Source organism: Kitasatospora sp. NPDC101155, from assembly GCF_044768305.1.
Lineage (GTDB): Bacteria > Actinomycetota > Actinomycetes > Streptomycetales > Streptomycetaceae > Kitasatospora.
The window spans coordinates 179,861-193,606 of the sequence record NZ_JBIWPN010000007.1 but is presented as its reverse complement, the minus strand read 5'-3'; the positions used below and the strand labels follow the sequence as shown (position 1 = coordinate 193,606).

Annotated in this window: 13 protein-coding genes; 9 read left to right on the top strand and 4 right to left on the bottom strand. The window is 72.3% G+C overall.

The annotated features are described in order from the left end of the window. Nucleotides 1-17 precede the first annotated feature (17 nt). Nucleotides 18-1,007: an ABC transporter ATP-binding protein gene (locus tag ACIRYZ_RS13320; protein ID WP_402943039.1), complete on the top strand. Its 990-nt coding sequence runs from the start codon at nt 18-20 to the stop codon at nt 1,005-1,007. A gap of 7 nt (nt 1,008-1,014) precedes the next feature. Here ACIRYZ_RS13320 and ACIRYZ_RS13315 read toward each other — a convergent pair whose 3' ends face one another. Together ACIRYZ_RS13315 and ACIRYZ_RS13310 are read right to left on the bottom strand one after the other, a co-directional pair. Then, complete coding sequence (locus ACIRYZ_RS13315) at nt 1,015-1,197, bottom strand: hypothetical protein (RefSeq protein ID WP_402943037.1); 183 nt, start codon at nt 1,195-1,197, stop codon at nt 1,015-1,017. A 151-nt stretch (nt 1,198-1,348) separates the two neighbouring features. Next, nucleotides 1,349-2,929: an AMP-binding protein gene (locus tag ACIRYZ_RS13310; protein WP_402943035.1), complete on the bottom strand. Its 1,581-nt coding sequence runs from the start codon at nt 2,927-2,929 to the stop codon at nt 1,349-1,351. Between the two features lie 111 nt (nt 2,930-3,040). Here ACIRYZ_RS13310 and ACIRYZ_RS13305 point away from each other — a divergent pair, with 111 nt between their 5' ends. Continuing rightward, complete coding sequence (locus ACIRYZ_RS13305) at nt 3,041-3,544, top strand: hypothetical protein (RefSeq protein ID WP_402943034.1); 504 nt, start codon at nt 3,041-3,043, stop codon at nt 3,542-3,544. Nucleotides 3,545-3,826: 282 nt separating this feature from the next. On the opposite strand, the gene ACIRYZ_RS13300 is transcribed toward ACIRYZ_RS13305, so the two are convergent. Together ACIRYZ_RS13300 and ACIRYZ_RS13295 are read right to left on the bottom strand one after the other, a co-directional pair. Beyond that, complete coding sequence (locus ACIRYZ_RS13300) at nt 3,827-4,681, bottom strand: alpha/beta hydrolase (protein ID WP_402943032.1); 855 nt, start codon at nt 4,679-4,681, stop codon at nt 3,827-3,829. 376 nt (nt 4,682-5,057) lie between these two features. Further along, on the bottom strand, nt 5,058-6,086 hold the full coding sequence (locus ACIRYZ_RS13295; RefSeq protein ID WP_402943030.1) for a GlxA family transcriptional regulator: 1,029 nt from the start codon (nt 6,084-6,086) through the stop codon (nt 5,058-5,060). 101 nt (nt 6,087-6,187) lie between these two features. Between ACIRYZ_RS13295 and ACIRYZ_RS13290 the strand changes: the two genes are divergently transcribed. The 7 genes from ACIRYZ_RS13290 to ACIRYZ_RS13260 all read left to right on the top strand — a co-directional run bounded on the left by ACIRYZ_RS13290 (nt 6,188) and on the right by ACIRYZ_RS13260 (nt 13,722). Then, on the top strand, nt 6,188-7,180 hold the full coding sequence (locus tag ACIRYZ_RS13290) for an NADP-dependent oxidoreductase (RefSeq protein ID WP_402943028.1): 993 nt from the start codon (nt 6,188-6,190) through the stop codon (nt 7,178-7,180). Nucleotides 7,181-7,534: 354 nt separating this feature from the next. Next, nucleotides 7,535-8,416 (top strand): polysaccharide deacetylase family protein, encoded by an 882-nt coding sequence (locus tag ACIRYZ_RS13285; RefSeq protein ID WP_402943026.1) that lies wholly within the window; start codon nt 7,535-7,537, stop codon nt 8,414-8,416. 86 nt (nt 8,417-8,502) lie between these two features. Then, the gene (locus tag ACIRYZ_RS13280; RefSeq protein WP_402943025.1) at nt 8,503-9,606 is read left to right on the top strand and encodes a GNAT family N-acetyltransferase; all 1,104 of its coding nucleotides are present in this window, start codon (nt 8,503-8,505) and stop codon (nt 9,604-9,606) included. Nucleotides 9,607-9,626: 20 nt separating this feature from the next. Further along, a complete protein-coding gene (murJ, locus tag ACIRYZ_RS13275) occupies nt 9,627-11,333 on the top strand; it encodes a murein biosynthesis integral membrane protein MurJ (RefSeq protein ID WP_402943023.1) in 1,707 nt (568 codons plus the stop codon). A gap of 230 nt (nt 11,334-11,563) precedes the next feature. After that, nucleotides 11,564-12,199, top strand: coding sequence for an AAA family ATPase (locus tag ACIRYZ_RS13270; RefSeq protein ID WP_402943021.1), 636 nt, complete (start codon nt 11,564-11,566; stop codon nt 12,197-12,199). A gap of 39 nt (nt 12,200-12,238) precedes the next feature. Then, complete coding sequence (locus ACIRYZ_RS13265; RefSeq protein WP_402943019.1) at nt 12,239-12,784, top strand: GNAT family N-acetyltransferase; 546 nt, start codon at nt 12,239-12,241, stop codon at nt 12,782-12,784. Between the two features lie 173 nt (nt 12,785-12,957). After that, nucleotides 12,958-13,722 carry a thioesterase II family protein gene (locus ACIRYZ_RS13260; RefSeq protein WP_402943017.1) on the top strand — a complete coding sequence of 255 codons (765 nt, stop codon included), beginning with the start codon at nt 12,958-12,960 and terminating at the stop codon, nt 13,720-13,722. Nucleotides 13,723-13,746: the final 24 nt, after the last annotated feature.

The window sequence follows — 13,746 nt, the reverse complement described above, 5'->3', positions numbered from 1 at the left end:
GAGACAGGAGACCAGCGGTGAACAGCAGCGCCCAGGAGCGGCCGGCCGTCCAGGCCCCCAGCCTGCAGGAGCTCCGGCAGCGGGCGCTCGCCGCCGCCTCGCCCACGGCGTACGGAGCGGGCGCGGCCATCGTCTGCGACCGGTTGGTGCGGATCTTCAGCGCCGAGGGGATCGAGGTCCAGGCGCTGCAGGGACTGGAACTGACCATCCAGCAGGGGGACCTGGTGGCCCTGGTCGGCGCTTCCGGCAGCGGCAAGTCCACCCTGCTCACCATCCTCGCCGGGTTGGATGTGCCGACGGCCGGCACCGCCACCGTGGCCGGCTGCGACCTGCTGGAGATGTCCACCAAGGAACGGCTGCGCTACCGGCGCGAGGTGGTCGGCTTCATCTGGCAGCAGATCGCCCGCAACCTGCTGCCCTTCCTGACCGCCGCCGAGAACATCGGCCTGCCGATGCAGCTGCGCGGCCGCCGCTCCGGGGCCGGGGGATCGAAGCAACGGGCTGGCCGGGTAGCCGAGTTGATGGAGGCGCTGGAGATCGGGGACCTCGCCCACCGGCGCCCCAACGAGCTGTCCGGCGGCCAGCAGCAACGGGTCGCGATCGCGGTGGCGATGGCCAACAACCCGCCGGTGCTGCTCGCCGACGAGCCGACCGGTGAGCTGGACTCCGAGACCGGCTCGGTGATCTTCGAGGCCTTCCGCACCGTCAACCGGGAACTCGGCGCCACCGTCGTCATCGTCACCCACGACCCGATGGTCGCGGGCGAGGTGCGCCGCACGGTCGCCATCCGGGACGGGCGGACCAGCAGCGAGGTGCTGCGTCGGACCGTGACGGACGAGCACGGCGAGGAGTCGATCAACGAACGCGAGTACGTGATGCTGGACCGTACCGGGCGGGTCCAGCTGCCGGTCAAGTTCCTGGAGGCGCTCGGGATGGAGCACCGGGTGGCGGTCGACCTCGCGGCCGATCACATCGAGGTCCGGCCGGACGACCTCGCCGGTCACTGACCCGGCCTCAGCAGTCTTCGCCCGTCCGATGGAAGAGGCCGCTGCTCTCGGCGTCCCTCCGGAGGTCGGGCGGCGCGGCTCCGGCGCCGCGATCCCCTCGGGAGGTGGCGGTGCAGCGGGCGAAGACGAGCACGGCACTGGCCGCCACAGCGAGGATGCCCAGTGCGGTGAGGACGCGTAGCCAGGTCAAGGATGTGCCTCCTGGAGACGGTGCGAGGGAACGCCGCCGGGGATGTACCGGCAGTTCGGCCCGCACGGTCGAGTGCCCACGGTCGGTTCTTCCCGCCGACCACCGCGCGAGAGGTCGCCCGCGCGGGCGCTCGAAGCGTTGGCTGGGCGCGTCACACCCCCTCGCGCGCCCCTGTGGCGCTGACCGGCCGTCCGGGCGGTCCGGTCCGTCCGGGCCCTTCGGCCCGTCCGGTCCGTTCGGCCGCCAGGGCGCGGAGCGTGGGCAGGTCCGGCTTGCCCAGGCCGTTCAGCGGGATCGCCGGAAGGAGCAGGACGGCGTCCGGAGCGCACCGGGGGTCCCCGCGCTCGCCCACCCAACGGCGCAGTTGCTCCGCCGTCACCCGCGCGCCCGGGGCGAGGGCCACCGCGGCGTGCACCCGCCCCAGGCGGTCCGGGTCGGCGGTCGTGAACATCACCGCCTCTCGGACGTCCGGATGCATCCGCAGGGTTTCCTCGACCTCCAGGGGGAACACATTGTGCCCCTCGACGATCGCCACCGGGTCCCGCCGCCCGGCCACCGTCAGATAGCCGGCCGCGTCCAGACTGCCCAGGTCACCGGTGTGCAGCCAGCCGTCCCGCAGCACCCGCTCGGTCAGCTCCGGGTCGCGCCAGTAGCCGGCCATCGCGGTCGGGGTGCGCACGCAGATTTCCCCGGTCCGGCCCGGCGGCAACGGCGCGCCCTCCTCGTCCAGGACCCGCACCTCGGTGTCCGGGTACGGACGCCCGGCGGTGGTCAGCAGCCGCGGCGCGAGGTGCTCGTCCGGGCCCAGCCGGGAGACCGGACCGCACTCCGTCAGGCTGTAGGTCTGGTGCAGCACCCGGCCCAGCCGCCGGGTCGCCTCCGCCAGCCGCCGCGGCGAGGGCGGGCAGCCGGTGTAGCCGACCCGGCGCAGACTGCCGGTGTCGGTCGCGGCCAACAGCGGGTGGTCCAGCAGCGCGTGGAGCAGGTGAGGCGACAGGTGCACCCGGGACACCCGGTACCGCTCGATCGCCGCCAGCACCTCGGCGGCGTCGAAGCCCTCCTGCAGCACCACCGTGCCCCCCGCCGCCAGCGCGAAGTCCGCCGTCGTACCGCCGTCGTGGCAGAGCGGAGTGCAGAGCAGGAAGGACGCCCCGGACGGCAGTGCGGGCCGCGGTGGGCGCGCGAAGCGCTGCAGCACGCCCTTCGGCCGCCCCGTGGTGCCACTGGTGAACCGCACGGCCATCACGTCATCGGGCCGGTAGCGCGGCTCCAGTGGCGCGGGCGAGCAGGCCGCGGCGAGCTCCGGCAGGTCCACGCCGAGCGCCGTCGGGCCAAGGGCGAACACGCCGGCGCACGGAAGCGCCCGCGCGATCGCGCCGGCCGCGGTGGAGCAGGTCGACGGGTCGAACGCCAGCGCCGTCGTCTCGACGAACTCCGCCAGGGCCACCAGCTCGGCGACCGGGCTGTCCGGGTACGGCATCGCCACCCGGCACCCGATCAGGTTCGCGGCCAGCCGCACCAACAGCGCCTCCGGCCGGTTCCCGGCCAGCACCGTCACCCCGTCCCCGCGCCCCAGTCCCGCGCGCTCCAGCGCGCGGGCCGTCCGGAACACCGCCTCCAGGCAGTCCTGCCCGGTCAGCGCCTCGTCCCCGCACCGCAGCGCCACCCGCCCCGGCTCCCGCGCCAGCCCGTCCAGCACCAGTCCGGTGTACGTCGGACCTGCCTCTGTCATGCCCACTCTCCCGTCTGACGGTGCGTCAGCCTAGTGGGTACCGGCACCGCGAGTGCGCTACGGTCCTTCGTGGTCCCATCGGTAACGGAGCGGCAGCGGAGGCGAGGGCCCGTGGGCGAAGGGTCGATAGCGGAACTCGAACAGCGCGCCGCCCGGGCGGAGACCGGGAGTCACGAGCTGGAACGGATCCGGCAGATCGCCCAACTCCACGTCTACCAGGACGACGAATCCGAGCCCGCCCGCCTGCGCTGGGCCCACCTGTCACTGGCCGCCAACCGCCGGACGCGTGGCGACGGCCCCTGGGGCGAGGCCGGCCGACTCCAACAGGAGTTCATGCTGCGCACCTGGGTGATCACCCGGCTCGGCCCCGGCGACGAACCCGAGTGGCACCCGGAAGCGCTCGCCGCCGACACCCTCGCGGCTCTCGCCCTCCACCCCTCCGAGGCGGCCGCCCTCGTCGAGGGCCGGCATGATCTCCCGGTCGAGCGCATCGGCGAACTGCGCCGCCACAAGAACCTGACCGCCCACCTCGCCGCCCTGCTGCCACTCCTCCCGGCCGGCCCGACCAAGACCCGCCTGCTCGCCTGGAACGAGATTCGCGCGCAGTTGCCCTGAGGTCCGCCCGTGTCGCCGACTTCAGCGCCGGCCGCGCGTCAGTCGTCCAGGAGTCATGAGTCGGCGTGCCCGGCTCGTCGGGCTCGGTGACGGCAGGTGTCGAGACTCACGTCAGCGGCGCCCTCGCGGTCGCCGGCTTCGTGAGACGCGGCTGCGACCACGACGTCGAGTCCGTCGCAGGCCGGTGCCGGTCGACGTGTCATCGAACTCTGAGCCGGCCACGGCGGCAGGGGCCGCCGTGGCCTTGGCGTCGCCACCGGGTCGTGCTCTTCCTGCCCCCGGCTACCCGGCCAGTGCTGCGAGTTCGCCCAGGACTCGGGCCGCTGCTGCCGGGTCGACCAGCCACTTCAGGTGACTGCCCTCAAGGGTGCGGACGTCGTACGGGTTGTCCGGCGTCAGCGCGTTGCCCTCGCGGATCAGCCGGTCCTGTATGGCGAGCGGCAGGCTCGTGTCGCCGGCCAAGCGGACGTAGGTCTTCGGGATGCGGCCCCAGGTCTCGGCCTGCGCCCGGTCGGCGGAGGTGCCGACGTCCAGGTTCTCGTCGGGCTGGAAGGTGTTCAGGAAGGTCAGGAACTCCTCGTCGGTGCCGTCAGCGAGGAAGGCCGCCTTGAAGGCCGCGAGGGCGTCCTGATTCGCGGTGCGGAAGTTGACGCGGAGCAGACCGAGTTCGGCCGGGTTCCCGGCCGGCGCCAGGCCCAGGGAAGCGGCGTCAACTGTGGCCATCTCCGGCTCGGCGTAGTAGTCGTTGACGTCGAGATCGACAGGGCACCAAGCCGAGACGTAAACGATGCGGTCGATCAGGTCGGGCCGTGCGTTGGCTGCCGCGGTGGCCGTGACGCCGCCGCGGCTGTGGGAGACGAGGATCACCGGCCCGTTCTGCTTGGCCCTTTCGAGGATCCCGATCAGGTGCGCGGCATTGTCGGCGAGCGTGACGCCCTTGATCGAGCCGGGTGCCGTGGCGAGCCCTTCGAGATCCTGTGGCGCCTGGTAGGCACGCGTGTAGGTCGCCTCGAAACCATGGCCGGGCAGGTCGACGGCGACCGAACGGTGTCCGAGGAGGCCGAGTTCGGCCTGGAGTGGTGCGAATGAGAAGGAGTTCGAAAAGGCTCCGTGAACCAGTACGAACGTCGGTTGCATCTGTCTACTCACTTTCTGGCGTCCTGCGGCATCGGGGGCACGCGCGTCGCTGGTCCCGGCCCGCAGTCACCTGCTCGGACCGGACGTCCCAGCAGGACCGGAGCGGGCGTCGTCGAACCCGGACGCTGCCTTCGAAGGAGCCACGACCAAACGCCCCAACAGTCGAATCCGCGTACGCACCCGCGAGTTCCCCACCGTCACCCCCGACGCATGGGCACCCCATGCGACTCCAACTTCGATGGCGCAAACCTAACGATCACCGAGGTTCGGTGGCAATGATCAAGGTTCGATGGTGCAGGACACTTGCGCGGACGTTCCCGAAGAGCGGGCCTCGGTCTCGTGGGACGGTGCGTCCCCGCCCTCGGTCGCGAGGGTGTCACCCCGTGGCCACCGGCGCGGGGCCCCGTGCCGGATCGCGGCGGCGGCCGGCCGGTTCGCGGTGCCGGCCCCGGAAGGTGCGGCGGTACACGGCTGGTGAGACGCCGATCGTGGCGGCCAGGTGCTGGCGCAGCGAGGAGGCGCTGCCGAACCCTGCGTGCTCGGCGACCCGGTCCACCGGTAGGTCACTGGACTCCAGCAGCCCGCGGGCGAGTTCGAGCCGCTGGGTGGTGAGCCACTGGCCTGGGGTCTGGCCGGTCTCGGCGAGGAAACGGCGGCTGAAGGTGCGCACGCTCATGCCCGCCTGGGTGGCCAACTCGGCGAGCTGGATGGGCCGGTGGAGCTGCCCAAGGGCCCACTCGCGCGCGCCGGCGGTGTCGCTGCCGGTGGCAGCGGGGACGGGCCGGGCGATGTACTGCGCCTGGCCGCCGTCGCGCCACGGCGGGACGACGCACAGGCGGGCGACCCGGTTGACGATCTCGCTGCCGTGGTCGCGGCGGATCAGGTGCAGGCACAGGTCCATTCCGGCGGCGGCGCCGGCCGAGGTGAGGACGTCGTCGTCGTCCACGTAGAGCACGTCGGGGTCGAGCGGGGTCCGCGGGTACAGCTCGCGGAAGCGCTCGGCGTGGAACCAGTGCGTGGTGGCGGGCCGGCCGTCGAGCAGTCCGGCGGCAGCGAGGACGAAGGAGGCCGTGCAGATCGACACCACGCGGGTGCCGGGCCGGAGCCGGGCCAGTGCGGCGGCGACCGGCTCGGGGAGCGGGTCGCTGCCGCCGACCGGGTCGTCGATGGCCGGCACGATCAGGGTGTCCGCGGTGGCGATCACGCTCGCGTCGTGCTCGACGGCGATCGAGAAGTCCTCGCTGGTGCGCACCGGCCGGCCGTCCGGGGTGCAGGTGACCACTTCGTAGAGCCGATTGCGGTCCCGGTCGCGGGCGAGGCCGAAGGCCTTCGCGGGGATGCCGAGTTCGAAGGGGATGACGCCGGGGAGGGCGAGGACGACGACGCGGTGCACGGCCTGCTGCATGGCCGGATTCTCTCACTCATTGGCGATCTGGCCACTCGTTTCGCTTGATCGGCGGCGGCAGGCTGTGGATCAGCCGCGAACGAGACGGGGAGTGATTCCGAATGGCACAGAAGACGGCGCAGAACACGGCGCAGGACACGGCGCAGAAGACGACGGAGAAGATGACGGCCGTGGCCTTCGAGGAGCCGGGCGGGCCGGAGGTCCTGAAGGTCGTGGAGCGGGAGCGGCCGGTGCCCGGTCCGACGGAGATCCTGGTCCGGGTGCACGCGGCCGGCGTCAACCCGGTGGACTGGAAGACCCGGTCGGTCGGTGCCCTGTTCGTCCCCGGTGACGGCGTCGTGGGGTGGGACGTCTCGGGTGTGGTGGAGGCCGTCGGCCTCGGCGTGACGATCTTCCGGCCGGGTGACGAGGTGTACGGCATGCCGGGCTTCCCGCGGATGGTCGGCGGCTACGCGCAGTACGTGGCCGCCCCGGCACGCCACTTCGCCCCCAAGCCGGCCGGGCTCGACCACGTGCGGGCGGCGGCCCTGCCACTGGCCGCGCTGACGGCCTGGCAGGCCCTGGTGGACACGGCGGCCCTGCGCGAGGGGCAGCGGGTCCTGGTGCACGCCGCGGCGGGTGGCGTGGGGCACCTGGCGGTGCAGATCGCCAAGGCGTACGGCGCGTACGTCATCGGCACGGCCAGCGCGGGCAAGCACGAGTTCGTGCGGGGGCTGGGTGCGGACGAGGTGATCGACTACACGGCGGTCGACTTCGCCTCGGCGGTCTCCGACGTGGACGTGGTGATCGACCCGATCGCCGGGGACTACCAGGAGCGCTCGCTGTCGGTGCTGCGGGACGGCGGCACGTTGATCACCCTCCCGGCCCGCGAGACCGGCGAGCTCGCCGCGGCCGCGGCCGCGCGCTCGATCCGCTCGGGCTTCATGCTGGTCGAGCCCGACCGGCGTGCGCTGCTGGCCGTCACGGAGCTGGTCGAGACCGGCAGGCTGAAGGTGCACGTCGACGCCGTCTTCCCGCTGGCGGACGCCGCCAAGGCCCACGAACTCGGCGAATCCGGGCGGGTCACGGGGAAGTTGGTGCTCACCGTCGACTGAGTCGATCGAGGCCCGGGACGCCGGCGGCGAGTCGCAGTGACCGGGGAACGAGCACGGGTGTGTGGAGCACGGCTACCCCTTCGGGAGCAGGGCGACCCCCGTGTGGCACTGCAGCCCGAGCCTGCGCGGTCCTCCGGATGGGCGAAAGTCTCCGGCGTACGAGTGAGCCCGGCATTCGTGGGTGCGGTGGTCGATCGGCTCCGCGCTACGTTGTGCGGCGGTGCCGATCGCTGTACGGCCTCGTTCCAGCGCAGGCGCGGCACATGGCTTTCCCGCCCTTCGCCTGACCGGCCATCAGCGACCGGTGGCCGTCTTCCGGCATCGCCGCCGTTCACCCGAAAGGAGATGACCTCGATGGTCTCTGCTCCGCTCAGTGGAGAAGTGCGTGATCCGCAGGTGACTCCACGGCAGGCGCCCTGGGTCCTGATGTACCACTCGGTGGATGCATACGAGCAGGATCCGAACCTGCTGACGGTCATGCCCGAGCGGTTCGCCCGGCAGATGAGCTGGCTGGCCGGGCGCGGGCTGCGCGGTGTCGGCATCACGGAGCTCCTGCACGCCCACGCCCGGGGGGAGGCCGCCTCCTTGGTGGGGCTCACCTTCGACGACGGCTACGCCGACTTCGCCCGGAACGTCATGCCCGTCCTCGCCCGACATGGCTTCAGCGCCACGGTCTACGTGGTGGCCGGACGGATCGGCGGACACAACGAGTGGGACGCCGGTGCGCCGCGCAAGGAACTGCTCACTGTCGAGCAGGTCGGAGAACTCGCCGATGCGGGAGTGGAGATCGGCTCGCACGGGCTCATGCACGTGCGGATGCCGGGGCTGGGCGCCGCCGCCCTGCTAGCGGAGACCGTCTCCAGCCGCGAGATCCTCGAAGGGATCACCGGTCGGCCCGTGGACGGTTTCTGCTACCCGTACGGTGCCCTCGACCGAGCAACGGTCTCGGCCGTGCGGCACGCGGGCTACCGGTACGCGGTCGGCATCGACCATTCCGAGCTGACCGGACGCTGGGCCGTGCCTCGCTGCTACGTCGGGGATCACGACGGTTCCTGGCGGCTACGGGCGAAGCGCGGCCGTCACCTGGTGCGTGGGCTTCGCACGGCGGTGGCCGCCCGCTTCGGCGAGGCCGATGGGTCCGGTGCCACCGGTGTGCTCGGCCCGCAGGGCACACCTAGCCCGAGCGCAGGGGCGGCCGGGTCCCTTGATGCTCCGACCGATGGGACATCCGCGTGACACGGCCGACCTCGCCGCCTGCTCAGCCCCGCCGAGTGCTCACGGCCCTGACACTGCCGACTCCGGCCGCCGGGTCGGAATGGTCGGTGTCGGAGCATCGGCACGACGGCGACCTGTCCGCCCTGGCCGCAGAGTGGGACGACCTGGTGGACCGCTGCTCCACGGCGACCCCGTTCCAGTGCCATGCCTGGCTGGATTCCTGGTGGCAGTCCTACGGCCGGCCCGGCCGGCTGCGTCTGGTGCTGGTGCGCAGGAACGGTCAGCTGGTCGGTGCCGCACCGCTGATGCTCCGGCTGTTCCCGCTGCCCAGGCTCGTGCCGGTGGGCGCCGGGCTCAGCGACTTCGGTGACGTCCTCCTGGACGACAGCCATGCGGAGGAGGCCGCCGCGCTCCTCGTCCGTGCTCTGCCGCTCCACCGGCCGTGGTCCCTGCTCGATCTTCGCGAGGTCCGCCCCGAGGGGGCCGTCCACCGACTACTGGCCCATTGGCCCGGTGCCTTACGCAGAGTGCCCGACTCACTCTGTCAGCACCTGCCAGGCGTCCCGGTGGAGGAGATCCTGGCCCGGCTGCCCGCTCCTTCGGCGAAGCGGGCCCGGACCAAACTTCGTCGGCTCGCCGCCGCGGGAGTCACGGTACGTCCGACCCCGCCGGACGAGGTGCCGGGCGCCGTCGCCGACCTGCTGCGCCTGCACGAACTTCAGTGGCTCGGCCGCGGGGTGACCCCTGAGCATCTGCGCGAGCGGTTCGCCGCTCACCTGACCCGCGCGGCCACGGCCATGACCGCGACAGGCCGCGCCGCGCTGCACCGGTACTGGCTGGATGGCGAGCTGATCGCCTGTCATCTCACCGTCCTCGGGTCGGACTTCACCGGTCTCTACCTGCACGGCGTGCACCCGAAGGCACGTGAGCGGCTGGACGTCTCCGGCATGTTGCTGTCCGAGTGCCTCGCGCATGCCGTGCGCACCGGCCGGGGTGAGGTCAACCTGCTGCGCGGAAGGGAGCCGTACAAGCAGCGATGGCGGCCTGAACAGGCTCACAACGACCGCCTGCTCATCGGCGGCAGGGTCTCCGTCGCCGTGTACGGCAGCGCGGTCCGCCTGCGTGCCGCCGCGGTGCGTCATGCGCGTTCCCGCCTGCCCCGGCTGGTGCGGGTCAGAATGCGGCTGCGCGCGCTCCTCGCACCGCGCTGATGTCCGGGGGATCACGCGAGGTGCCCAGGACTGCCGCGCCGCCGCCCGAGCGGACTCCGGCGCAGGACGAACCCGCGCGGCAGGGTCGGCCCCTGGTCCGGGCCTTCGGAGTGACCGCGGTTCTCAGCCTGGTCGCCTCGCTGCTCGGACTCGGTCGTGACCTGCTCCTGGCCCGCTACTTCGGCGCGAGCGAGGACACCGACGCGTTTCTCGTGGCCTGGACCGTGCCGGAGACCGCCGCGCCGCTGTTGATCGACAGCGCGATGCCACTGCTGATGATGCCGGCCTTCAGCACGGCGATCGCCTCGCGGTCCTCCGTGACCACCGCGGACCCGGTCGGGGACGGGGCCGCAGAGGTCGCCGACCCGGTCCGGGCACTCGTCGCCGCCACCCTGCCGAAGCTGTGCCTGCTGCTCGCCGCCGTGTCCGCCGCCACCGCGTTCGGTGCGCCCTCTCTTGTCGCCCTGCTCGCGCCCGGCCTGCCCGACCCGCCCCTCGCCGTTACCTGCACCCGGCTGACCTCACTGACCGTCCTGGCCTTCGGCATCAGCGGTTACCTCGCGTCAGGGCTGCGCGCTCACCAGCACTTCACCGCCCCCGCCACCGTTTACCTCGCCTACAACCTCGGCATCGTGGGCCTGACGGCGCTGGGACACGACGGCCTGGGAGTCCGGGCGACAGCCCTGGGCACCGCCGTCGGCGGGCTCCTGATGGTCGCCGCCGTCCTTCCCGCCTTCAGCAGACACTGCTGCCGGCTCACGCTGAGCCTCGGGCGGCTGCGGAGCGCCGTCCGCCGACCCGGTCCGGCGGCCGCCCCGGGTCTGCAGGTGATGCTGCCGGTGGTGGTGTTCGCTCTGTCCCGCCAGTGCCAGGTCTACATCGAGCGAGCCCTGGCGTCACCGTTGAACCCGGGCACCATCTCGCATCTCAACTATGCGGAGAAGGTCGCCCAGATGCCGATGGCGATGGCGGTGATGATCAGCACGGTCAGCCTTCCCGTGGTGGCGCTGGCCATGGTGAAGGGCGACGTCGAGCACGCGCGGGACCGTACCGAGAAGGACCTCCAGATGGTCGCGGGGATCGCGCTCACCGCGACCGCCTTCCTGGCGGTCTGTGCCCCGCAGCTCGTCACGCTGCTGTTTCAGCGCGGTGCCTTCACGGCCACCGACTCCGCTGCCTGCGCAGCCGTGATGCGGATCTACAGTCTCGGACTGCTCGGCCAGGCCCTGATGGGGGCCGTGGCCCGGCCGTTCTTCGCAGCTCGGCCCGTGGCCCGCTGTCCCTCCGGCGGCCGGTCGAGGCTCGCCGGTGCGGACCGATCCGGGTGGTTCCCCGCGCTGGCCATGGGCGCGGGACTCGCCGTCACAGTGGCCATCGGAGTCCTCACCGCACCCGAATTCGGCGCATCGGGCCTGGCCGCGGGCAATGCCGCAGGAATCACCCTGACGGCAGCTCTACTTCTTGGCCGTCTCCGCAGCCGGGGCATTCCGGTAAGGCTGCCCGCTCTCCTCTCGGTGCTCGGGCGCCTCACCGCCGCCGCCGTCTGTGCGGCCGGTGCGGCCGCCTTGGCGGTGGCCACTGCGGGTTCCGATCCTCTGGTCGCCGTCCTGATCGGCGGTGCGGTCACGGCCCTGGCCTTCGCTGGATCGGCCTGGCTGCTGGGCGTCCCGGTGTTGCGGCATGCGTTGCTGTCCCGGGTCGGGAATTCGGCCAGGGAAGACCGCTGACTCCGGTGATCTGCGGCGAGCGAGGCCCGAAGATCGGAACCGAGACCAGGAGACGACGACGGCCTGGACCGCTGAGCGGTCCGGGCCATCGTTCGACCTGACGGGCGAAGACGGAGGGCGCGGGATTCGAACCCGTGCGGGGTTGCCCCCGGCGCGCTTTCCGAGCGCGCGCTTCCGGTGGTTCGGAAGGGTGTTGTTAGGGTTCCGGGTCGGATGCGGACGGGGGAGTGGTGGGCGGCACGGTGGACGGGACGGTGGCGCCGTGGGGAGTCGTGGACCTGCGGGGGGTGGGTGGGGCGGGGTTCGTGGTGGCGTATCCGGCTGATGCCGTGGTCGTGGTGTCGGGGTTGCCGGGGGCTGGGAAGAGCACCTTGCTGCGGCGCTGGGGCGGGGGTGTGGTGCGGGCGGTGGATCCTCGCGGGGTGCACGAGGCCTGTGAGGCGGTGATGCCGGGGTGGTTGCCGTACGGGGTGTACCGGCCGTGGGCGAGGGTGGAGCACTTCCGATTGTTGCGCAGGTCGGTGCGGCGGGGTGGGCCGTTGTTGGTGCACGACTGCGGTAGCCGGGCGTGGATGCGGCGGTGGCTCGCGCGGGAGGCCGGGCGGCAGGGGCGTGAGCTGCACCTGGTGTTGTTGGACGTCGGCGCGGACACCGCGCTCGACGGGCAGCGGGCGCGTGGGCGGCATGCCTCGGCCCGGGTGTTCGCCCGGCACCGTCGGGGTTTGGGGCGGCTGTTGGCGGCGTTCGCGGTGGGCGGGTCGATGCCGACGCCGGAGGCGGTGTCGGTGCTGCTGCTCGATGGGGTCTCCCGTTCGCGGGCGGAGGCGGTTCGGTTCGTAGCGGGCTTGAGTGGCGGGTTTGAGTAGCGGGCTTGAATCGCGGTGGCGGATGGGGAGGATGGACGGATGGTGACGATCGATACCTCCCGTCTCGTCCTGCGCCGCTGGCGAGAGAGCGATGTGCCGGCGATGGCCGCGGTGAACGCGGACCCCGAGGTGATGCGGTGGATCCGTGACGGGCGGGTCCTCAGCCCGGAGGAGACCCGCCTGTGGATCGAGCGGGTCGAGAGGAACTGGGAGGCCGAGGGCTTCGGCCTGTTCGCGGTGGAGTGGCGGGCGAGCGGTGAACTCGTCGGGTTCACGGGCCTGGCCGTTCCGACCTTCCTGCCCGAGGTGCTGCCCGCCGTGGAGATCGGCTGGCGGCTCGGCCGACCGTTCTGGGGTCTAGGCATCGCCACCGAGGCGGCGACGGCGGTGCTGCGGTTCGGGTTCGAAGGGCGCGGCCTGGAGCGGATCATCAGCATCGCCCAGGTCGGCAACTCCGCCTCCGAGCGCGTCATGGCCAAACTCGGCCTGCGGCCCGAACGCGAGACGACCGCCCCGGGTAACGGCCGCGTCGTGCGGGTCCACGAACTGACCCGGGTGGAATACCTGTCCCGCCGTCAGGGGTGAGCGGGAAAACCGTTCGCCGCGGAGTCCGAGGAGGACTGAGGAGGAGGGCCGAGGGCGAGGGCCGAGGGTGGGTAGTGATCCGGGTAACACACCGTAATCGCCCCCGCCGTCGCGAGCGCACTGCGAGACTGGGGCGAGCAGAGTACGTCACGGAGAGAGAGGCCACACCCCGCATGCCCAGCAGCGCCGCCGTCGACAACCCGTGGTTCCGCCGGTTCAACCCGTCCGACTCCGCACCGGCCCGGGTCGTGATCTTCCCGCACGCCGGTGGCTCGGCCAGCTACTACCTGGACCACGCCAACGCGCTCGCGCCGTACGCGGACGTGCTCGCGGTCCAGTACCCGGGGCGGCAGAACCGCTTCACGGAACCGCCGATCGACTCGGTGCCGGAGCTCGCCGAGCAGGCCTACCGGGAGCTGCGGGCGTGGGCGGACCGGCCGCTGGTCTTCTTCGGGCACAGCATGGGCTCGGCCGTCGCCTTCGAGGTGACCCGGCGCTTCGCCCGGGACGGCCTGGCGGGGCCCGAGCGGTTGTTCGTGTCGGCGGGCCGCGCGCCCTCCCTGCCCCGGGACAGCAGGATCCACGAGCTGTCGGACGACGGCATGCTCAAGGAGATCGTCGGGCTCGGCGGGACGGATGAACAGATCCTCACCATCCCGGCGCTGCGCGAGCTGATCCTCCCGGCGCTGCGGGCCGACTACACGGCCATCGAGACCTACAGCGCGCCCCTGGACGCCGTCGTCACCCAGCCGATCGTCGGCCTGGTGGGGGAGAGCGACGGCAATGCGACGGTCGAGCAGGTCGCCCAGTGGGAGCGGCACACCACCGGCGGCTTCGACCTGCGAGTCCTTCCGGGCGGGCACTTCTACGTGGCGGACCAGGTCGACGCCGTGGTGCGGCTGATCACTGCACATCTGGACGGTCGGAACCGCCCTTAGCGCCGAGGTCGGAACCGCCGTCAG

Coding starts and splice junctions, on each gene's coding strand:
- ACIRYZ_RS13310 (WP_402943035.1), bottom strand. CDS start 2,929: ATGACAGAGGCAGGTCCGACGTACACCGGACTGGTGCTGGACGGGCTG.
- ACIRYZ_RS13300 (WP_402943032.1), bottom strand. CDS start 4,681: ATGCAACCGACGTTCGTACTGGTTCACGGAGCCTTTTCGAACTCCTTC.
- ACIRYZ_RS13295 (WP_402943030.1), bottom strand. CDS start 6,086: ATGCAGCAGGCCGTGCACCGCGTCGTCGTCCTCGCCCTCCCCGGCGTC.
- ACIRYZ_RS13290 (WP_402943028.1), top strand. CDS start 6,188: ATGGCACAGAAGACGGCGCAGAACACGGCGCAGGACACGGCGCAGAAG.
- ACIRYZ_RS13285 (WP_402943026.1), top strand. CDS start 7,535: ATGGTCTCTGCTCCGCTCAGTGGAGAAGTGCGTGATCCGCAGGTGACT.
- ACIRYZ_RS13265 (WP_402943019.1), top strand. CDS start 12,239: ATGGTGACGATCGATACCTCCCGTCTCGTCCTGCGCCGCTGGCGAGAG.
- ACIRYZ_RS13260 (WP_402943017.1), top strand. CDS start 12,958: ATGCCCAGCAGCGCCGCCGTCGACAACCCGTGGTTCCGCCGGTTCAAC.